20 protein-coding genes and 1 tRNA gene are annotated in these 19,171 nt (G+C 67.8%); 4 read left to right on the forward strand and 17 right to left on the reverse strand.

Going from position 1 to position 19,171, the window contains the following annotated elements:
• Nucleotide 1 precedes the first annotated feature (1 nt).
• The 4 genes from ABZ453_RS30725 to ABZ453_RS30740 all read right to left on the reverse strand — a co-directional run bounded on the left by ABZ453_RS30725 (nt 2) and on the right by ABZ453_RS30740 (nt 4,881).
• Nucleotides 2-1,294, reverse strand: a complete 1,293-nt coding sequence (locus ABZ453_RS30725; protein ID WP_133044663.1) for a homoserine dehydrogenase — start codon at nt 1,292-1,294, stop codon at nt 2-4.
• A 186-nt stretch (nt 1,295-1,480) separates the two neighbouring features.
• Nucleotides 1,481-2,872 carry a diaminopimelate decarboxylase gene (lysA, locus tag ABZ453_RS30730; RefSeq protein ID WP_359019871.1) on the reverse strand — a complete coding sequence of 464 codons (1,392 nt, stop codon included), beginning with the start codon at nt 2,870-2,872 and terminating at the stop codon, nt 1,481-1,483.
• 13 nt (nt 2,873-2,885) lie between these two features.
• Complete coding sequence (nrtL, locus tag ABZ453_RS30735) at nt 2,886-4,091, reverse strand: ArgS-related anticodon-binding protein NrtL (protein ID WP_359019873.1); 1,206 nt, start codon at nt 4,089-4,091, stop codon at nt 2,886-2,888.
• Between the two features lie 148 nt (nt 4,092-4,239).
• Nucleotides 4,240-4,881 (reverse strand): response regulator, encoded by a 642-nt coding sequence (locus ABZ453_RS30740; RefSeq protein WP_359019875.1) that lies wholly within the window; start codon nt 4,879-4,881, stop codon nt 4,240-4,242.
• 176 nt (nt 4,882-5,057) lie between these two features.
• Here ABZ453_RS30740 and ABZ453_RS30745 point away from each other — a divergent pair.
• Nucleotides 5,058-5,129 (forward strand) — tRNA-Arg (locus ABZ453_RS30745).
• Between the two features lie 274 nt (nt 5,130-5,403).
• Here ABZ453_RS30745 and ABZ453_RS30750 read toward each other — a convergent pair.
• The 9 genes from ABZ453_RS30750 to ABZ453_RS30790 all read right to left on the reverse strand — a co-directional run bounded on the left by ABZ453_RS30750 (nt 5,404) and on the right by ABZ453_RS30790 (nt 11,380).
• Nucleotides 5,404-5,739, reverse strand: a complete 336-nt coding sequence (locus ABZ453_RS30750; RefSeq protein ID WP_359019877.1) for a hypothetical protein — start codon at nt 5,737-5,739, stop codon at nt 5,404-5,406.
• Nucleotides 5,740-5,867: 128 nt separating this feature from the next.
• Entirely contained in the window at nt 5,868-7,250 is a 1,383-nt protein-coding gene (locus ABZ453_RS30755) for a tyrosine-type recombinase/integrase (RefSeq protein WP_359019879.1), read from the reverse strand.
• The gene (locus ABZ453_RS30760) at nt 7,247-7,459 is read right to left on the reverse strand and encodes a helix-turn-helix domain-containing protein (RefSeq protein ID WP_007500496.1); all 213 of its coding nucleotides are present in this window, start codon (nt 7,457-7,459) and stop codon (nt 7,247-7,249) included. The genes ABZ453_RS30755 and ABZ453_RS30760 overlap by 4 nt, the downstream gene beginning before the upstream one ends.
• On the reverse strand, nt 7,449-8,819 hold the full coding sequence (locus tag ABZ453_RS30765) for a replication initiator (RefSeq protein WP_359019882.1): 1,371 nt from the start codon (nt 8,817-8,819) through the stop codon (nt 7,449-7,451). The genes ABZ453_RS30760 and ABZ453_RS30765 overlap by 11 nt, the downstream gene beginning before the upstream one ends.
• Nucleotides 8,816-9,076, reverse strand: a complete 261-nt coding sequence (locus tag ABZ453_RS30770) for a hypothetical protein (RefSeq protein WP_078508950.1) — start codon at nt 9,074-9,076, stop codon at nt 8,816-8,818. Before ABZ453_RS30770 ends, ABZ453_RS30765 begins: the two co-directional genes overlap by 4 nt.
• 104 nt (nt 9,077-9,180) lie before the next feature.
• Nucleotides 9,181-9,471, reverse strand: a complete 291-nt coding sequence (locus tag ABZ453_RS30775) for a hypothetical protein (protein ID WP_359019884.1) — start codon at nt 9,469-9,471, stop codon at nt 9,181-9,183.
• 32 nt (nt 9,472-9,503) lie between these two features.
• Nucleotides 9,504-9,698: a hypothetical protein gene (locus tag ABZ453_RS30780; RefSeq protein WP_359019886.1), complete on the reverse strand. Its 195-nt coding sequence runs from the start codon at nt 9,696-9,698 to the stop codon at nt 9,504-9,506.
• Between the two features lie 12 nt (nt 9,699-9,710).
• Entirely contained in the window at nt 9,711-11,033 is a 1,323-nt protein-coding gene (locus ABZ453_RS30785) for an FtsK/SpoIIIE domain-containing protein (RefSeq protein ID WP_359019888.1), read from the reverse strand.
• Entirely contained in the window at nt 11,033-11,380 is a 348-nt protein-coding gene (locus ABZ453_RS30790) for a hypothetical protein (protein WP_329267315.1), read from the reverse strand. The genes ABZ453_RS30785 and ABZ453_RS30790 overlap by 1 nt, the downstream gene beginning before the upstream one ends.
• 202 nt (nt 11,381-11,582) lie before the next feature.
• Between ABZ453_RS30790 and ABZ453_RS30795 the strand changes: the two genes are divergently transcribed.
• Nucleotides 11,583-12,323 (forward strand): GntR family transcriptional regulator, encoded by a 741-nt coding sequence (locus ABZ453_RS30795; RefSeq protein WP_359019891.1) that lies wholly within the window; start codon nt 11,583-11,585, stop codon nt 12,321-12,323.
• 1,207 nt (nt 12,324-13,530) lie between these two features.
• On the opposite strand, the gene ABZ453_RS30800 is transcribed toward ABZ453_RS30795, so the two are convergent.
• Genes ABZ453_RS30800 through ABZ453_RS30810 form a run of 3 tightly spaced genes read right to left on the reverse strand, consistent with a single transcriptional unit; the run spans nt 13,531 to nt 14,726 of the window.
• Nucleotides 13,531-13,851, reverse strand: coding sequence for a hypothetical protein (locus tag ABZ453_RS30800; protein WP_359019893.1), 321 nt, complete (start codon nt 13,849-13,851; stop codon nt 13,531-13,533).
• Nucleotides 13,852-13,855: 4 nt separating this feature from the next.
• Complete coding sequence (locus ABZ453_RS30805; RefSeq protein WP_359019895.1) at nt 13,856-14,176, reverse strand: hypothetical protein; 321 nt, start codon at nt 14,174-14,176, stop codon at nt 13,856-13,858.
• Complete coding sequence (locus ABZ453_RS30810; RefSeq protein ID WP_359019897.1) at nt 14,166-14,726, reverse strand: bifunctional DNA primase/polymerase; 561 nt, start codon at nt 14,724-14,726, stop codon at nt 14,166-14,168. The genes ABZ453_RS30805 and ABZ453_RS30810 overlap by 11 nt, the downstream gene beginning before the upstream one ends.
• Nucleotides 14,727-15,131: 405 nt before the next feature.
• Here ABZ453_RS30810 and ABZ453_RS30815 point away from each other — a divergent pair, with 405 nt between their 5' ends.
• On the forward strand, nt 15,132-16,364 hold the full coding sequence (locus ABZ453_RS30815) for a hypothetical protein (RefSeq protein ID WP_359019899.1): 1,233 nt from the start codon (nt 15,132-15,134) through the stop codon (nt 16,362-16,364).
• 703 nt (nt 16,365-17,067) lie between these two features.
• Here the strand turns inward: ABZ453_RS30815 and ABZ453_RS30820 are convergent.
• Nucleotides 17,068-17,994, reverse strand: a complete 927-nt coding sequence (locus ABZ453_RS30820; protein ID WP_359019908.1) for an aminoglycoside phosphotransferase family protein — start codon at nt 17,992-17,994, stop codon at nt 17,068-17,070.
• A 484-nt stretch (nt 17,995-18,478) separates the two neighbouring features.
• On the opposite strand from ABZ453_RS30820, the gene ABZ453_RS30825 reads away from it, so the two are divergent.
• On the forward strand, nt 18,479-18,982 hold the full coding sequence (locus ABZ453_RS30825) for a hypothetical protein (RefSeq protein ID WP_359019901.1): 504 nt from the start codon (nt 18,479-18,481) through the stop codon (nt 18,980-18,982).
• Nucleotides 18,983-19,171: the final 189 nt, after the last annotated feature.

The following is a 19,171-nucleotide window of genomic DNA, read 5'->3' on the forward strand; positions in this document are numbered from 1 at the left end:
GTTACTCTCCTTCAACCCGCATGATGCTGGCGACACCCCGCACGGTGTCGAGCTTGCGCAGCGCCTCGACGGTCCCGGACAGGGAGGCGTCGGACGCGCGGTGGGTGACGACGACGAGAGAGGCCTCGCCGTCCTTGCCCTGCTGCCGAACGGTGTCGATCGACACCCCGTGCTCGGCGAACACCGTCGCGACCTGGGCGAGAACACCCGGTTTGTCGGCCACGTCGAGGCTGATGTGGTACCGCGTCACGACGTCGCCCATGCCCGACACGGGCAGCGCGGCGTACGCCGACTCGCCGGGACCGGTCGCACCGCCCAGCCGGTTGCGGCAGACGGCGACGAGGTCGCCGAGAACGGCGGATGCGGTGGGGGCGCCGCCGGCACCGGGCCCATAGAACATGAGCTGCCCACTGGCGTCCGACTCCACGAACACGGCGTTGTACGCGCCCCGCACCGAGGCCAGCGGATGCGTGAGCGGGATCATCGCGGGGTGCACGCGCGCGGTGACCGACTGGCCGTCCTCGGCCCGCTCGCAGATGGCGAGCAGCTTGATGGTGCAGCCCATCTCCTTCGCCGAGCGGAAGTCGGCGGCGGTGACCTCGGTCATGCCCTCGCGGTAGACGTCGTCCAGGCGCACCCGCGAGTGGAAGGCGATCCCGGCGAGGATGGCGGCCTTGGCGGCGGCGTCGAAGCCCTCGACGTCGGCGGTGGGGTCGGCTTCCGCATACCCCAGGGCGGTGGCCTCGTCGAGGGCCTCCTGGTACCCGGCGCCCGTCGAGTCCATCTTGTCGAGGATGAAGTTGGTGGTGCCGTTGACGATCCCGAGCACCCGGTTGACCTTGTCACCGGCGAGGGACTCGCGCAGCGGCCGGATCAACGGGATCGCGCCCGCGACGGCGGCCTCGTAGTACAGGTCCCTGCCGCGCTCCTCCGCCGCCGCGTGCAGGGCGGCGCCGTCCTGGGCGAGCAGCGCCTTGTTGGCGGAGACGACGGAGGCCCCGTGCTCGAAGGCGGTGGTGATCAGCGACCGGGCGGGCTCGATCCCCCCGATGACCTCCACCACGACGTCGATGTCGCCGCGTTTGACGAGGGCGGTGGCGTCGGTGGTGACGAGTTTGGGGTCGATGCCCTCCCGGACCTTGCCGGGACGCCGTACCGCGACCCCCGCGAGTTCGACAGGAGCCCCGATCCGAGCGGCGAGGTCGGCCGCGTGCGTCGTCATGATGCGCGCCACCTCTGAGCCGACAACCCCACAGCCCAGCAGCGCCACCTTCAGCGGACGCGTACGCATCATCCGACCTCGTTTCCTCATACCGTCTACGGTTGGACCAGTCTCACTCACCGGACGGGACTTTCTACCGATTGTCCGAATCCTGAGACATCTATTTCATTTGTACGGGGCGGAAAGACCGAAGATCTTCCACCCCCACCTCTCTTCCGGGGGCTCTGTCCGGCCGACCTCACCCAACCTCACCCGACCTCACCCGACGTCGAGACGGAGAAGGTCCTCCTCGGTCTCCCGCCGCACGATCACCCGCGCCTCGCCGTCCCGCACGGCGACGACCGGCGGCCGCAGCACGTGGTTGTAGTTGCTGGCCATGGACCGGCAGTACGCCCCGGTCGCCGGTACGGCGATGAGGTCACCCGGTGCCAGGTCGGCCGGCAGGAACGCGTCCTTGACCACGATGTCCCCGCTCTCGCAGTGCTTGCCGACGACCCGCGCGAGCATGGGCTCGGCGTCGGAGACCCGGGAGACGAGGGCGACGCTGTACTCGGCGTCGTAGAGCGCGGTCCTGATGTTGTCGGACATGCCCCCGTCGACGGAGACGTACGTCCGCAGCCCGTCGAGGGGCTTGATGGTGCCGACCTCGTAGAGCGTGAAGGCGGTCGGCCCGACGATGGCCCGCCCGGGCTCGACGGAGATACGGGGAGTGCGCAGCTTGGCGGCGTCGCACTCTCGGCTGACGATCTCGGTGAGCGCCTTGGCGATCTCGTGCGGCTCACGGGGATCGTCGTCACTGGTGTACGCGATACCGAGCCCACCCCCGAGGTCGATCTCGGGCAGTTCCACCCCGTGCTCGTCCCGGATGTCCTTGAGCAGCCCGACCACCCGATGGGCGGCGACCTCGAACCCGGACATGTCGAAGATCTGCGACCCGATGTGGGAGTGAATCCCGATCACCTCGAGCCCGTCGAGCTGCAACGCCCGCCGCACGGCCTCCGCGGCCTGCCCCCCGGCGAGCGGAATCCCGAACTTCTGGTCCTCGTGGGCGGTGGCGATGAACTCATGAGTGTGCGCCTCCACCCCCACCGTGATCCGGATCTGCACCCGCTGCCGCTTACCGAGCTCCTGCGCGATGTGGGCGACCCGCACGATCTCCTGGAAGGAGTCGAGCACGATCCGCCCGACCCCGGCGGTGACGGCTCGGCGGATCTCCTCGGTCGACTTGTTGTTGCCGTGGAAGGCGATCCGGTCGGCGGGCATCCCCGCGGAGAGCGCGGTGGTGAGCTCGCCCCCGGAGCAGACGTCGAGATTGAGCCCTTCCTCGTCCAGCCACCGCACGACGGCCCGCGAGAGAAACGCCTTCCCCGCGTAGAAGACGTCGGCGTCGTGCCCGAAGGCGGTGCGCCAGGCACGCGCCCGGGCACGGAAGTCGGCCTCGTCCATGACGTACGCCGGGGTCCCGAACTCCTCGGCGATCGCCTTGACGTCGATCCCGCCGACGGTCACGACCCCGTCGGCGTCCCGGCGCACGGTCTGCGCCCACACCTTGGAGTCGAGGCTGTTGAGGTCTGTCGGAGGGGCGGAGTAGTGCCCCTCGGGAAGCACATCGGCGTGACGGGGCCCGGCGGGGTGTGCGGAACGGCTCATCTTCGGTCGTCTTTCAGAGGTGTTGGGGTGCGTCGATGCCGAGCAGGGACAGGCCACCGGCCAGCACCGCCCCGGCGGCTTCGGCAAGAGCGAGCCGGGCACGGTGGGCGGCCGAGGGTTTCTCCGCGCCACGGGGCAGCACGGCCGGCAGCAGCGGCAGCAGGGCATCGGCAACGGTGACGAGATGCCGGGCGAGACGGTCGGGGGCGTGACTGGTGGCGGCGGCGAGGAGGACGCGGGGGTGGTCGGCCAGGGCGGTCAGGAGGGGTGGCAGGAGGGGGGTGGGGTCGGGTGCGGCGCTTGTGTATGCCCCCTCGGGAGCCGGTGATCGACCGGGGGCGGGGGGTCGTGCGCCCTGGGGCTCGGGCCGGGCGCGGAAGTGCTCCGGGCTCACGGGTTCGGGGCGGACGGGGACGAGCTCCGGGTTTGTGTGGGCAGGCTCGGGCCGGGCGCGGCCGTATTGGGGGCTTACGGGGGCGGGCTCGGGAGCCGACGCATCACCGTGCTCGGGTGGTCGTACGTCCCCGGGTTCCGCGGTGAAGCCGAGGGCGGCGGCGTTGCGTGCGAGAGCGCAGGCGCGGGCGTGGGCGTAACGGACCCGGAAGAGCGGATTGCTCTCGCGCTGGACCAGGTGGTCGGCGGTTATACGGGGCCGGTCGTGCGGGGCGGGGTGGAGCATGGCCCAGCGAGCGGCGTCGGGACCGAGCGGCGCGGGGTCCTCCGGCGCCGGGACGGGCCGGAGGCTGACGGGCTCGGCGTGCTCGACCTCGGCGCGGCCGCCCTGGGAGGCGATGATCCGGGTGAGCGCGTCTGCGACGACCTCGGCCCGCACCTCGTACGGAATGCGCAGCTCGACGATCCGACCGGCAAGGGCGTCACTGTGGCCGTACGCCGCCCCCGCCCGCAGGATGTCACGCACGAGGCCGACGGGAGCGGCACCCCCGAGGCTGATGTTGATGAACCCGGGCCCAGTGACGGTGACGCCGGCGACCCCATCCGTCTCGACCAGATGCCGACACAGAATCTCGGCGACGCGAAGGGGCGGGTGCCCGGCGGCGCGGGCGAGCTGGAGGGCGATGTTGGTGGCGTAGTCACCGCAGCCGCCGGGCCCGGGCGGGGTGACGACGGCCCGTGCCGGCACGGCAACGCTCAGTTCCCCACCGTCAACGGCACGACGCACCGCGCCCAGCACGGTACGGGAGAGCTCGACGGGGGTCACGGGACAAGCGTAGGGGAGGAGGGGGGTGGGTAGGCGAATAGGTTTGGGCGGGGTCCCGGGATGTGGGACGGGGACGCAGACCGGACATCGGTCAGATCACGCGAACGCACCCCCGGACGGGCACGCCCGCCGCCACCCCACGTAGCCCCTAGGGATGCCCGGCGTCCTGGAGACCGGGGTCGTGGAGGCCATCGTCATTGAGCCCGGCGTCACGAAGCCCGGTATCGGGATGCCCAGCGACGCGAAGGGGCGGCTGCCCGGCGTCACGCGGACCGCTGTCGCGAAGCCCGGTGTCGCGAAGCCCGGCGTCATGACGCCCCGCACCCCCCTCTCCCCCTCCCCTGCTCCGCCCGCCCCGCGTGCCGCGCTTCCGCTCGATCAACTGCTGCACGAGACGAACGAGTTCAGCGGGCTCGAAGGGTTTGGCGAGAAAGGCGTCGACGCCGACGTCGAGCCCGGCCTCGACCTCGTGAGAGGTGCAGGCGCTCACGATGGCGAGAGGAAGATCACGGGTACGGGGATCGGACCGCAACCGAGCGGCGGTGCGCAACCCGTCCAGCCGCGGCATGACCACGTCGAGGGTCACGACATCGGGCCGCACGTCATGAACGAGATCCAGACACTCGACACCATCGGCCGCGGTCACGACCTCGAGCCCCTCCAGCTCGAGATTGACCCTGATCAGCTGCCGGATGACCTTGTTGTCGTCCACAACAAGCACCCGACCCGACGCGCCTGGCACAACTCGAGAGTAGGTCGACCCCGGCCACCGCGTCCGGCTTTTCCCCACTTCCACCCCGCGCGAGGAACACGGCGGGGACGACCGCGCCCTCGCCCTCGCACCGCCGGCGCCACCCACAGGAACCCACCCCGACCGCCACGCCCACCCCCGCTAAACCCGTTCATGAACACCCCGAAGGAGCTGGTAGGGTTCTACCCGTCGCCGCCACCCAAGGCGCCCGACACGCCCCCGTAGCTCAGGGGATAGAGCAACGGCCTCCGGAGCCGTGTGCGCAGGTTCGAATCCTGCCGGGGGCACTTCGACTGAAGTGCCTAAAGACCCCGCCACCAGCGTGTTCGCTGAGAGCGGGGTCTTCGCGTATGTGCAGGCGGATGCCGCCGGAAGCAGCCGTTTGCCAGTGATCACGTAATGACGACGTAATGATCTTGTTGGGCTTCACGGCAGGTCAGAAGGCGTTTCGCGAGGTTCCGAGCGTAGCCGTGTGGACCACCTGTGGACAGGCCAGAAAGCCCCTGCAGCTCGTAGTCCGAGGACCGGCATTCGATCGAACCTGTCAGAGACGCCGCTAGGTCAGATCGAAGAGTTGTTGATCTGCTCACGGGTGAGGCGCACCGGCTCACCGGTGGCGTTGTCGAACCGGCGCCGCACCAAGATGCTGAACCCGAGCTCGTGCAGAGCCATCTCTGCGACGTTGGTGTTCCAGGGGTCCCGGCCCTTCAGCGCCTCCCGCGCGAGCACGAGGGCGGGGACGTTCTTCCCACCGACCACCGCGAGCACGTCGTACTTATCGTCTTCGGGCGTATGCAGGGCAGCGACAGCAACGTCCGCGAGTGTGAGGACGGCATAACCACCGTCCTTCAGGCGAACGCGGGTCTCTGCAGGCGTGCTCACGGGCTCGGGCACCATAGTGCCTCCTCAATCGGACCCGGCCGGATCGCTCTCCGACCCCACAGCCCAGGAGGGTATACGGCTCCCGACAGGCGGGACCCCGGACTGCGAGCAGTCCGGGGTCCCGTATTGGTCAAGCCGTTGCGTCAGTCCTCCGAGTCGCCACCAAGCCCCTGCATGATCCGGTCGTTCATCTCCTCTTCCTGGCCGTCGATGCACTTCGCGTAGATCTTCAGGAGCACGTCCACTGAGTGGCCGGCGCGAGCCGCCACCTCCGGAGCGGGGACGCCTGAATTGAGCCATTGAGAAACGCCCGCGTGTCGGAGGTCGTAAGGGCGAGTCGCCATGACTGAGGCGACCTGTTCGGGCGGGAAGGCCAGCATCCGGGCCTGCTTCCACGCGCGCGAGTACGACGACGCCGCTACGACGTTGCCCCGCTCGCTCGCGAACAGCCTGCCGTCCTCCGCCGTGCCGAAGTCCTTGACGTGGTCCTGCAGCATCCGGACGAGCGGAGGCGGTATCGGCACGATGCGCACCTCACCGTCCGCCCGCTGCTTCAGGCCCCGCCGGTCGTGCGCCTCACCTGAGTCGGTCCACGCCTTGCCGGCGGTGGGTCGGGTCTCCGCCAGGTCGATCCGGCCCCATCCCTTCCCCGGGAGCGTGCAGTCCGACAGGCGCAGGCCCAGTGCCTCACCGGGCCGCATGGCCGCGTAGTACAGGCAGCCGAAGAACGCCCGCAGCCGTCGACCACTCGCCCGCTCATAGCCGCCCACGTACGTCAGCGCGGTCAGCAACTCTCGCGCCTGCCGAGGGTTGACCACCACTCGACGATCGACTTCCTGTACTGCCCGCTTCCCCCGCTTACGCCGCACTCGGCTCAGCGGGTTCAAGTGCAGTGTCTCCAACTCGACTGCGTACTCAAGGGTGTTGAAGACCACGGCCCGGCGCCGCCGATAGGTCTGCGTCGCCGCAGGCTTACCGTCGAGCTTCCGTGTGAGCGCGTCGATCAGGTCGTGCACGCGGGTGATCTCTTGGAGTTCCGCAACCGGCAGCGAAGCTTTCTCGATCCACTTCACCGCCGACGCGATCTCCTCGGGCCGCTCGTGCTCCCGCCGAGGTGGAGGCAACACGTAGGACCGCAGCGCCCGCCTGAGGTCAGCTGGAGCAGGTCGCCCGCGAACCTGTTTGACCAGCGCGGGCAGTACCGTCGCCAAGGCATCTGTCATGCTGTCCCGCTGCTTGGCCGATGCCTCCGCCCACCGGGCATCGATGTACTTGAGCGCCAGCTCCAGGAACGACAAGGCCGCTTTGCCGCCCCGTAACGAGTCCGGCAGACCGGTCACTGTGTCGAAGGGCTCGCCCTTGTCCGCCGCCCGAAGGAGCTTTGCGCGGAAGCGATCGGCCAGCGCCTTCGTCTTGTGCGACTCGTGGAAGGGTTCGCCGTCGACGGACCAGCGCACGAGATACGTCGGTTTCTTCGCGGAGCGATTGATGCTGAGTTTCCAGATGACGACCTTGTACGACTTCACGATGCAGCCCCCTCCGCCCGCTCCTCCAACCAGTCGTTGAGCACGTCCCGCCGAACCCGGAGCTCCCCGTTCGGGAGCCGTATGCAAGGCGGAGCGAGCCGCAGTTCCCGCCAGCGGTAGAAGGTGCGCCGCGAGATGCCGCCCAGTTCGTCGAGCACTTGGCGGACAGTGAGCAGTTCGGCCGCCTTCGCGCGGCTGTCACGCGCCATGGAGACCACCGCCCTCCCGCACGGAAGCGGCCAGGAGCGCCGCCGCCGGCGAGTAGCCACGACCCGCATAACGCCACTGGCCAACCGTGACCGTCGGACCGTCGACCAGCCCGAGGGAAGCCCGTTGCTCCTCCGCACGGTGATCGGCACGCGCCTGTCGGAGCGCGGTCAGGGTCGTCGAGTAGCGGCGTGACTTGGTGGAGAAGTGCCCGCCGTACCCGAGCATGTGAGCCCACCGACGCAGCCCGAGCGGCTCGAACTCCGGCAGACCGCCGAGCCACCAGCACGTACCGATCATGCGCAGCACGTGTGCACGCACCGGCAGCATGACCATGTCCCGCGCGCGGTAGATCCGACCGTCCACCGCGCCGGCGGTCTCGGCTCCCTTCGTGGCGTACTTGGCGATGTAGCCCGCAACGGCCGCCGCGGAGGCAGGCCGCTCCCCCGCATCCCGCCTGTACGAGGTGACCGGCCGAACGTCGATCTGTGTACCGAAGCGGAGCTCCCGCGGTCCGACGACGTCCGCTCCAGGAGCAGCCAGCCGCACACGACCGGCCACCTCCCGAACAGCGTCGATCAGCAGGGGCACTGTCGCCCAGCCCGGCGGAGCCGAGTCGGGCCCGTCCGGTCCGTCGAGGCGGATCACGCCATGGAAGTGGACCAGGCCGCGCCGCTGGTACTCGGCGACCTTGGCGTACGAGAGTCGGGCGATCTCCCCGAACTCCGTCCGCGACAGCCCGGCACGCCGTGCAACCTCCCGCCGCAGCTCCAATCCGAACCGATGCCAGAGCCGACCGGCGAACGCGTGCCAGAGAACCGCGCCCGCGTAGTCGTAGCAGCGCGGACAGAGCGGCTCGCCGAGACGTAGATCGTCCACCGAATGACGCTCAGGGCATCCGATCGGCCGACCGTGGGGGCACGACTCCCCCGCCCGGCGGGGACGACAGGCCCGTACGCGCCCGTCGTGTTCCCGTCGTGTGTGAACCCGGCCGAAGCTAGGAGCGGTGAGCGTGACGAACACGCGGGGGTAGCCGCTCACCGCCTCCGTGACGTTCTTGCCGCCGACAAGCCCGGCGCGGACGAGTTGGTACGTGTCCGCCCGGTACAGGGCCGAGCAGGCCGGGCAGACCGTCGCGCGCCGGTTGCCGCATGCGACGAGCAGGCGGCCGCCGTAGACGTCCGACCCGTACGAGAGCAGGGCCGCGCCCGTGGTCGTGTCGTAGACGGTCGCCGCGCCGACCAGGTGAATCGGGTTGGTGCAGCCGCCGAGGCGGACGATGTTCCGCCTCCAGGCCGCGAAGTCCGCCTCTGCTGCCCTGGCGACCAGGGCAGCAGCGTTGGTCGTGAGGGTCATGGTCATCGGCGACCACCCCCGCCGCCGAACGCGTGCGCCATCACGGCCGAGATGCCCTCGGGCCGAGTCTTGGCGCTGAAGCGGAACGTCGGATCCGTGAGCCAGAGTGCCGCCGCGTGCGCGGGGCACAGGCGTTGCTCGGTGTCGTCGAGCCCGACGAGGACGACTTGTTCCCGTCCGGCGCAGGTCGAGACCTCCGAGTCTCGCTGCCTGAGTTCGCAGTCGGGCAGCGGGGATTTGCGCGAATGATGCGCGCTGGTCAAAGTGTGAGTGCTCCTTTCACTGCTCATGTGGCGGATGGAGTGGGTTCCTGACGGGGTCGGGTTTGGCGACTTCGCGCCCCGTCGGGAGCCCTTCGTACCGGCGATCACTGCCGCTCCTCGGGCGGGATCGCAACGACGACGTAGGCGATCGGTCCGAACTCGCGGCGAGCGCTGAAGTAGCCCTGGCCGAGGTCCTCCGCCGGCACGCCGAGCGGAGCGGCGACGCACGCCACTCCCTCTCGCCGACCGGTGGAGTCGGATGCGTCGACCAGCAGGACGACGGATGCATGGCGCGGTACGACGACCGCGGGGTTGGCTGTCAGGAAGTCGATCAGCTCCCGCAGACCGGCCAGGAACGCGGCATGGTCACCGGAGCGGATGACGTATGCGGACACGGGATGAACCCCTCTCGGGTCAACGGGTCGTTTCAGAAGCGGAGTTGGCCGAGGAAGCCGTTCACGCCGTCGAGGAAGGCCTGAGCGAACGGCGCAGCCACGGTCTTGGAGAGCAGGAAGCCGAAGGCTGCGCAGAGCAGCGCGTCGATCCACCGCAGGTACCGGATGCGGAGAAGGAACCAGATCAGCAGGTCGAGCAGCAGAACGGCGGACATGGACACGAGCACGGCAGGCCCCTTTCACGGCGCTTCGACGTGCAGTTCGGACAGGACGGGAGTCAGGTGCGCGTACTCGGCGGCGACAGCTTCCGCCTCTGTCTCCGTGATCAGGCGCGAACGGGCCCGCTCCCAGCCGTCGCCGGAGGCAAGGACGGCAGTACCGGCCTGCTCCGGGGTGATGGCCTGCGCTGCCTTCAGGGCGTCGGGATTCAGATCCCCGAGCGCCATTTCGGCCGTACCGGGGTCCGCCACGCGATGGCAGACCCGGCCACCGAGCTGTGCCCGTAGTGCGGTGACGCCAGGCCCCAGGTCGGAACCGACGCGTTGGCCGGCGACGACGAGGAACACCCCAAGGGCAGCGCCGAGTTGGGCCAGTCGGATCAGTGCCGTACCGGCCGCCTGAGCTTCGTCCTTCTCGTTCCGGCTCGCGACGAGGAACAGTTCAGCCAGCTCATCGACGATCACGACGACTGGGACGGGACGTTCCTTGTCCGGCAGGCCCCAGATGTTGCGGACCCGAGCCGCCCGGCAGACGGTCATGCGGTCGAGGGTCAGGTCTACGAGCGCGGCCAGCAGTCGGACCGCCTGCACACGATTGGTCGCGAGGGCGGACAACCGCGGTTCGTAGAGGGACAGTTCCATGCCGCCCTTGCAGTCGATACCGACGAGGGCGACAGGCTGCGGAGCCAGCCCCGCGACGAGGGCGTTGATCAGCGTCGATTTACCGGACCGGGTGGCACCCACGATCAGCCAGTGCGGCACGCGCCGCAGGTCGAGCACCCACGCGGCCCCGGTCTCCAGCGCACCCACGGTCACCCGGAGCAGATGGCCAGGGCCCCGCTGCTTCGGCATCCGAGGCGCGGCCAACGGATCAGCCGCCGAAGCGACAATCCGTACGACCCCCGGCTTCCAGGAGGTCACCCGTACCGCGTGAACCTGCCAGTCCTCCGCCATCGCAGGCGCAGCCTTGACGAAGTCCTCGGGCACCTGGCCGGGTAACAGCCGTACCAGCAGCACGAACCCACCGGAGGTCGGGCGTATGAGCCCGCGACGCGGCACCCGCGGCTGGGGCGGAGGCGCCCCGTTGCCGACGAGCCCGGACACGACAGTCAGTGCCGGCCGCCGACTCACGGCGAGCCCGCATCCGGCCATCAGGGGCCGCCAGGTCTGCATGACCCGGAAGGCAGCGACCGGGAAGCCGAGTAACAGCCACCAGGCGACGGGATAGCGGCGGCGCAGGGCCGGGCCCGCGAGAAGCAGGCCCGACACCAGCACGGCGGCCACCACCAGAACCCAACTCGGCCCGGCCGAACCGGCCGAAGTGGTGGAGGAGGCCAGGTTCATCACTGTGCAGCCCCCTTACCCGCCGGCGCGGGAGCGTTCAGGGGCCGAATCTCCGCCGCGCGGAACGCGATCCCGTGCCGCCCCTCGTTCTCCCAGGGCGTGGCGACCAGGTCCCGCACGGCCACCGGCATACCGAGCTGCACGCCGCTCGGTTCACCAGCCACGCTCACGTTCACGACGTCGGCCGACGCCCCGGCCATCAGGCAGAGCCCGACCTGATACATGGTCTTGCCTGTCTCGCGGTCAACGCGAAGCTGACCGGTCTCTCGGTTGGCGACCCGCGGGGCCGGGGGGACGGCGCAGATGATCCCCGTGTACTTCGCGGTGTCGATCGGAAGGCTTGCCACTTCTTGGATCTCCTCTTCTCTGGCACCCGAAGGCCGATCCTCCGGGTTGCTATACCACCCGTAGTACGGGTGACGCAGACAAGAGTGCAACCCGTAGTACGGGTTGTCAACCGACCCAGCGATACGGGAAGCTGTCCACGATCGCGGGCACGCCGTCCACGACGAGGAACAGCCGCAGAAGCCACGGCCACGGAGGGCCCGCATGCCGCCGAAGAACACGCAGCCGAAGTACCGGCAGATCGCCGACTACCTGCGCGATGGCATCCTGGATGGCACCTTCCCGGCCGGCCAACCGCTCCCGTCGGAGGAGGCGTTGGCCAAACAGTTCGGCGTGACGCGTCCCACAGTCCGCCAGGGCCTCTCCGAGCTACGGGCATCCGGTCTCGTCGAGGCCATCATGGGCCGCGGCACCTTCGCCCGCTCACCCCACAGTCGCCCCAGCCACACGCGCCCGCGCGGCGTACGCCGAGCCCCAGACGGCCGCTACATCGAGGCCGACGGCATCCGCTGGACCGACGCAGAGCCGCCTGTAGCCACCCGCACCGACGCCCCATTGGCCCTGGCGGACCTACTCCGTATCCCACCGGGCGAGCCGATGTTCACGTACGACGCCCTACAGACGGCAGACCACGGCCGCCTCCGCCAACTCCACCGGACGTACGTACCGTTCTCGGTGCTGATCGACACCAAGTACGAGGAGGAGGCCCCGCCGCCAGCACCGGAGCTCTACAGCGCCCTCGCCGAACTGGGCCACGAACTCCACTTCACCGAGTACGTCCGCACCCGCATGCCCCTACCGGACCAGGCCCAGGCCCTCCGACTCGCGGACGGAGTACCCCTCCTGCACGTCATCCGGATGACGCTCGCGGAGGCGGACAAGCCCTTGAGCCTGGAGGAGTTCCACCTACCGGGCGACGAATTGGAACTGTCGTTCAGGCTGTAGCCGAACCCAGTTGGCTCAGACTTTCTCCACGTCATCCAGTTGCCATCCCTAGCCCTGTGAGGATTACGACTGCAAGAGCTAGGAGAATCACGAATACTGGGCCGATCGTTCCGCTGAGGGTGTATCCCGGTGCAGCGCTGAATGCGTTTGCGCTCTCGCTCTTATCCCCTGATAGCCAAGGCGGGAACAGCATGATAAAGCTCAGCATGGCGCTAGCGGCGGCACCCAGTAGGGGCCAATCGCGGCGGGGGTCAAAGGCTATAGAGAGCTGGACTTGTCTCGTCCCGGAAGCCGTGGTGTTCATGTCTTCTCTCCTGCGCCGTCGAGAACGCCAGGAAACGGTGACGAACCGCGTCTGATGGATACCTCAAGACCACCAATATCCACTCTAGCTAACCACACGGAGAATGCATGTCGATCAAGATGGGGAGTGGGGCCCAAGGGACGTAGCCGTGGCCGCATGACTGACCTTGAGGTTTCGCCCACCTCGTGATCACCATTCCGGCAAACCTTGATCTGGGAGAGCTTCCCGGCGCTCCCGTGCCGCAGGAGTGATCGGCTGGCCCTCGCCACTTGCTCGCTGCGGACGTGAGGCGGCTGACTCTTGGGCCGTCCCTGGGCCGTCCGGCGCCCCCGGGGCCACTCGAGATGACCGACAGTGACAGTCGACGGACAGCGGCGGACACACGCGGACTCCTACGGACCATGACAGCAAGTCAGATGCGCACTGGCCCAAGGTCACCAGCCTACCCAAGTTGCTTCGGGTCGAAGAGGTCGTCATCCAACGTCTCACCACCACGCTTCCGCCGGCGTGGCGAGGTCTGGTCGACGACAAGGCAGCGTGGCTGAGGCCGGTAGGGGTATAGCGAGGCACACGCGCGTCGGCGCGTTCGGCCGACCCGCCATCGTGGCGGACTGTCGTCGGCTGAGGCTCAGACACTCCGGGGCCCAGTTCCGCCAAGGATCGTTCGAGGCGAAGGGCACCGTGCCATTCGCGTGCCAGATCCTGCGGGGAATCAGGGGGAACAGCGGTAACTCGCCCCGGATGCGACCAGGACTTCACCACCACTCCGCCGCAGGTCAGCACAGCAGCCGCCGCCAAGAGACCCAAGCTTCCCAAGCTGATGGCCCTGCCGTTCGTCCGGGCTGCGGCGCTGGGGCGCCGGTCCCGGCCGAGCGGCAGGGCAACAGACCGCCGAGGAGCGGGTCAAGCCGCAGGCGCTTCCCGGGGAGCGAGCAGCGGCACGTTCGTCGTCGTGTCCGCCGATTCCGCGGCCAGTCCGGCCGTGATCAGCCTCGCCAGCAGCTCAGCCGCCTCAGGACGCACAGTCCCGAGTTGCACCAACCCGTCACCGAAAACGTTGACGTCGGCGACCAAGCCGGGGAAGTCCGAGTCCAGCCCGAGCAGCACAAGCTGATCAGCCAGAGCGCCTGCGCTTCCTCGTGCGCGGTTCCAGCCGCGCACGTAGGGGACGCCCGGCGACAGGTTCTCCGCTCGTTTGGCCACTACTCCGCGCCGGTCGGTCATGATGTCAGGCCCTTCCCTGGTGTTCTTCGGCGACGGTCGGTTCGTCACCGTCGTCGTTACCGTCTCGGCCGAAGCCGCTCGCGAGTGCCAGGCGCAGGAGTTCTGCAACGCGCTCGGCCGTGGCGGGGGACACTCGGCCCAGCTCGACAAGGCCGTGTCCGAAGGCGTTCAGGTCCGCGCGCAGGTAGGGGAAGTCCTGCTCCAGGCCGGCGCGAACGAGGACGTCTCGCAGTGCGGTGGTCGCGTTTCTGGCCGCGTACCAGCCGTCGCTGTCGAGAGGCGACCACGCGGCAGCGTCGCGCCCGTCGGTCGGCTCATTCGGCATCCGTGTTCGACTCCTCGGGCAGCGCGGCGACCGCCGCGTACGGCGTCGGGTACTGCTCGTCAAAGCGGTCGATCCTGGCCAGGAGCTCCGCGGAAGCAACCAGCGCGGTGGCCAGGGCTACGGGGCGCAGCGGATTGGCTTCCGGTCGACGCGTAGGCGCGCGGAGCCACTGATAGCGGTCGTCGGCCAGCGGGATGGGGCCCGGCACGACGACGGCACAGTCCCTGCTCAAGTACCTGTACGGCGGTGGCGAGGACGTTTCACGTTCGAGGTAGTGCGTGAAGGTCTCGCGGCTCTGCGAGGAGAGGAAGAATCCGACTCGCTGTGCCTTGCGGTCGATGACTGTTGGTCCGAACGGCATCGCACTCCGCAAGAGGCGGTCGAACATCTCCATCCCGAGGCGCTGTTCCACGCTCAGCACGTCGAAGTAGCGGCCGGTCGGCAACAGGCACGGCATGCGGGGATCGTCCGCCCACACCTGCCGGCACTCGACGGGGTTGTCTGCTGCCGCCGATAGCCATTCCATGCCGCTCCTGGTCATCCTCTGCACGCCATCTCACCTCGGTCGAGACTGGGTTGCGGCCGCAATGCCGCCCTGTGTCCAGGCTCGGGGGCACCACCCTGGCCAGGGCAGATGACGAGAGGTGACGGGGGATGACGGGTCAGGCGTGGACGCGTCATCCCCCGTCACCGATCAACAACCCTCGATCTACGGTTACTTGCAGCGCGCGGTAAACAACTGCGCGTACATTCGGTCGTGAAGCCAAAGAGTCGTGCGTCCCAGACGTCGCACCCGTGCTCAGGTAGGGAGGGAATGGTCACGTCTTCGCTGGAGCCAATCAGCGTTCGCTTACGGCAAGCCCGTACGGGCCGGGGCTGGAGTCAGCCGAGGTTGGTACGCGAGCTACGTCAGGTTGCGCTCCGCCGCGGCCACCAACTCCCGTCAGACGCCAGCGTGAAGCGTCGTATCGCCAGTTGGGAGAACGGCCACAGCGCGCCGGACGACTTCTACGGTCCGCTGCTGTGCGAAGCGTACGGCCTCAGCGCCGCCGAGCTGGGGCTGAACCACGAGGGCGAGCGGGACACCGGGCTCTTGGACGCCAGCTATCCGGCGAGCCCCGAAGTCGCGATCGATACCGTCGGTCAGCTGTGGCGCGCTGATCTCAACCGGTATGAGCCCCTGCTGCAGGCCGAGCCCTCCGAGCCCGCGTGGAGCGAAGCCTCGCTCCGTTGGCTGGTCGCACCCGAGCCGGCCATTCCTCGGCAACGTCGAGACGGAGTGCGCGTCGGTTTCGGAGACGTCACCGCCATCAAGACCACGGCGGACATGTTCGCCGAGTTAGACGACCGGTTCGGAGGCGACCACGCTCGGCACGCAGCAGTGCAGTACCTCAGCACCGAAGTGACGCCGCTCCTACGCGGGCAGTACACCGAGCAGGTCGGCCGAGCCCTGTTCTCCACCGTGGCTGAGGCGACTCTCCTGGCCGGATGGATGTCGTACGACGCCTGCCGACACGGCCTGGCACAGCGGTACTTCCTCCAGGCCCTCCGGTTGGCCCAGGACGCCAACGACCGTCGGCTCGCCGGAAGCATCCTGTCCGCCATGAGCCACCAAGCGACGTTCCTCGGGCGCTACACACAGGCCGCGACGCTCGCTCGCGCGGCGCTCATGGGCATCTCCCCCGTGGCCACGCCGACACTGCGCGCCCAGTTCCACGCTATGGAGGCCCGAGCGCTTGCCCGCACCGGCGATGTACGGGCCTGCGAAGCCGCGCTCACCGCAGCCACGAAAGCGCTGGAGAGCCGGAACAGCGACGACGAGCCCGAATGGATCAGCTACTTCGACGAGGCTGAACTTGCTGCCGAGGCCGCCCACTGCTTCCGCGATGTCAACAGCGCCCGAAAGGCCGTCGCCCACGCCGAGAACGCCATGAGCGGCAGCCATGTACGGAGCGACTTCTTCGCGACCATGGTGTTGGCGGACGCCCACCTACGCGCCGGAGACGTCGAAGAGGCCTGCCGTGTCGCACTCGATGCGCTCGACCTGGGTGAGCAGCTCAAGTCAGCCCGATGCGTCAGCTATCTCGCTGAATTCCGTAAGCGTCTCGCTCACCTGGGGGACACAATGGCCACGCGCGACTTCTACGATCAAGTTTCCGAAAGTCGCCTCTGGGTGGCAGCCAACTAAATATCACACTGTAACGAATTCTCAGGATTTTGCCCACTCGGTGATGTCCAGCAACATGTTGGTGCCGTCCCACTTTTCGATCTTCAAGAGTGCGTACGCGTTAATGTCGGGAGATACGTAGCAGATCTTCTGTTTCCGATGTAAACCGTATACCTGTTGCACGGGATGACGGTTATACAGACCCAGACAGTCAGTCAGAGTGGGACTACTAGCCCCCGTCCATTCTTCGAGATCACCCTGTCCGTCGGACGAGCTGATTTGCATTCCATGGCCGTCGCTCATGTCAATCAGAGCAATCGAGCCGGTGGGATCTTGGAGTTCATCACGGACCGGTGGAGTTACGTTCAAATAGAGAAAAGACTGATGGGCGATACTTGCATTGAGTCCAATCTCGCCATGCCAAAGTATGCTCTGACCGATTCCCGTTGAGCTGCGTGTGCTGGCTACTGATCGTGGAGGCGACTCCGACGACGTAGTGGCACTCTGTGCAGTCGAGGCCTGCCCACTCACATTCGGCTGGCCAGATTGGATCGTGGCGGTATCGCCGCTTCGCGGCCAGGCGTAAGCCAATAACGCGACCAGAGCAGAAGTGACCGCTGCAAGCGCACCAATCGCAGTCCACACTACGCGGTGTCTTGGCGCCCTATCAGACATGCAACATCTCCCTCAAACAAGAGGTTCCGCCGTGAAATACGCACTGCTCTCAGAAGGGACGCCACTCGTCTCGACCCTCGCCCGTCCGGATGGACTGCACACGCCGGACGAACTCCTCAGCAGACCGCTCGCTTGCGGTGACCTGGTGGCCCAGCCAAGAGATCATCATCAGCTCACGAAGATCCGCCAACGTCTCGTAGCCCGGCCAGTTCATCAGGTCGAAGCCGTAACGGTGCACGAACTCGGCATACTCCGCCTTTGTGTGCCAGCGGTAGCGGTCGAAAAACATCGCCGTCTGGATCAGATCCCACTCTCGCGGTGCAAGGGCGAAGCCGTCCAGGTCGATGAGCACTGCGTGCCCGTCCCGGTGGCGGAGGATGTTCCCGATGCTGGCGTCGCCGTGGATCAGGCCGAAGGGGAGGACGAAGTCCAGCCGGCCGTAATCCTTGCCGAGGCTCGATGCTCGCTCCTCGAGGAACGTTCGGTCCTCCGCAGAGATGCCGTCCAAGCCTTCGAGGGACGCCGCCACCTTGGCCAGCGGGTCGTAGTACGGCAGGTGCAGAGACTCGGGTTCTTCCAGCCAGTGCAAGCGACGGAGGAGATCCGCGAGCTCCCCGACCGTCCCGTACTCCTCGTTCTCCTGGACGCTCTCCCAGAACGTCACCACGAGGCCGCCGACGACGAGCGGTTGGGCAACCGACGCCGGCACGCGCATGGCCGGGAAGTCCTGCGTCTCAAGCCACTGGGCCACACTCACGGCCCGCTCCATCTCGGCGAGCACGGCCCGATCACGCGCGATGCGGACGATGACCGGTAAGGACGCCAGGCGGTAGACCGCGTTCGAACCGAGCCGCAGCAACTCGGCGCCGCGGGAGTCGAGTCCGACCGTCGCGCATGCTTCCTGGAGAGCAGGCTCCAGGCCCTCCGCCGTGAACTCCGCGCCGCCGTCCGGTCCCTCGCTGCTGCCCGAGATCATGCTTCGACCATACGGGCCGCACCGACCGCCCGACAGGCCGCCCACGTAATAGGGGCGTAATGATCTTCGTCAGCAGCGACCGCGACCACAGCTCTCCCGCTGGTCAGCGCCCCAAAAGCGCAACGGCCTCCCCTGGCCTCCGGAGCCGTGTGCGCAGGTTCGAATCCTGCCGGGGGCACTTCGCAGGGAGTGCCTAAAGACCCCGCCACCAGCGCGTTCGCTGAGTGCGGGGTCTTCGCGTATGTGCAGGCGGGCGCCGCCGAAAGCAGCCATTTGCCAGTGATCACGTCGTAATAGCGTGTTGATCTTGAGAGCTTCGCCGCAGGTCAGAAGCCGTTCCGCGAACCTGCTGACACCTCCCCGATCTGGGTGAGGCCTCACCCATGACGATGACGGCCCGCACCACTGCTGCACAGGGGTTTATACACAGCTATCCCACTACAACAATCATGTTGATTGCAGCAGCACGCGTAGAGGGGGGCGGGTGGCTCAGTCAGAGATACCGGTGGCGTTGATCGGTCTGGGCGGCGCAGTTGCTGGAGCAGCGGCCACGGTCACGGTGGGCCGCCTCACGGGGCGACACAGCGTCCAAGCAGCGCTGATGGCCAAGGTGGATGGTTTTCAGGACGAGCTGACAACGTTCTGCGCTCCATTCGTCGAGGCAAGAGTCCAGCTACTCCCGGCCCTCACCGGCCGGACGCCTGTTGAGCCGTGGCGCGACTTGGCGCCCCAAATGTCCCGGGGCGCGCCACGCTGGACATCCATGGTTGCGGATCCGCTCCGGCTGTGGGAGATGCCCGGGATCGTACGCCGCAAGGCTGACTATGTTGACGACGAGGTACGACTCCACCAGTCCCGCGCCGCTGACTTGCTTCTGCCCGACGTGTACGCGGCGATACGCGAGCTGCATCAGGACGCCAAGGAACTCATCGACACTTACACGCGAGAATTTCAACGCCTGGCCAAGCGCGGGATGGGGGTTATCTAACATCACTGTTCGTTGCGGAGAGACAGACCGAAGCTCCGAACCAGAGTTGGCCCGGGGCTCTCGTTCGCCGGTCATGCTGTCGTGTCAGTCTGTGAGTGGCTGTTGTCTTTCCGGTCTTGAGGACGGCGATTTCGCTGGTCGGGCATAGGGTCGGTGATTCCGCGGGAGTGGTGACCTGTCGTTTCGTCG

Origin of the sequence: Streptomyces sp. NPDC005799, from assembly GCF_040630525.1 — a bacterium.
GTDB lineage: Bacteria > Actinomycetota > Actinomycetes > Streptomycetales > Streptomycetaceae > Streptomyces > Streptomyces griseorubiginosus_B.